Source organism: Bacillus sp. SIMBA_008, from assembly GCF_046535495.1.
GTDB classification, from domain to species: Bacteria; Bacillota; Bacilli; order Bacillales; family Bacillaceae; genus Bacillus; species Bacillus subtilis.
In genome coordinates this window covers 1-277 of sequence record NZ_JAWRWL010000352.1, presented here as the reverse complement: position 1 = coordinate 277, position 277 = coordinate 1, and the positions used below count along the sequence as shown (strand labels likewise).

Here is a 277-nt window from a genome sequence, read left to right as displayed (position 1 = left end):
GGAGCCTCTATCTTTGGCGCCATAACGGGCTCTTTCGCTTCAGCCTCGCTGCCTATGAGTAATAGAAGCATGATCATCATAAGAAGACTGGCGGGTAGATATTTAAGATTCATCAGGATCTTCCTTCCCAGTTTTCTTATAGCTTGCCCGCTCGCCGAAGAGGGCATTCATGCTTTTTTCATTCTAAGAAACATGGAAACACCGAGCTCCTTACAAATCGTCGCATAATGCAGTGCAGTCAAGAGGAGCATGCCCGTATTCATCCCTAATATAACCC

General features: G+C 46.2%; 1 protein-coding gene. It reads right to left on the bottom strand.

Annotated features, from left to right (window positions below; translation table 11 throughout):
* Nucleotides 1-167: 167 nt before the first annotated feature.
* Nucleotides 168-277: hypothetical protein (locus SB658_RS23555; RefSeq protein WP_410602714.1), on the bottom strand; the 110-nt coding region annotated here is incomplete at its 5' end.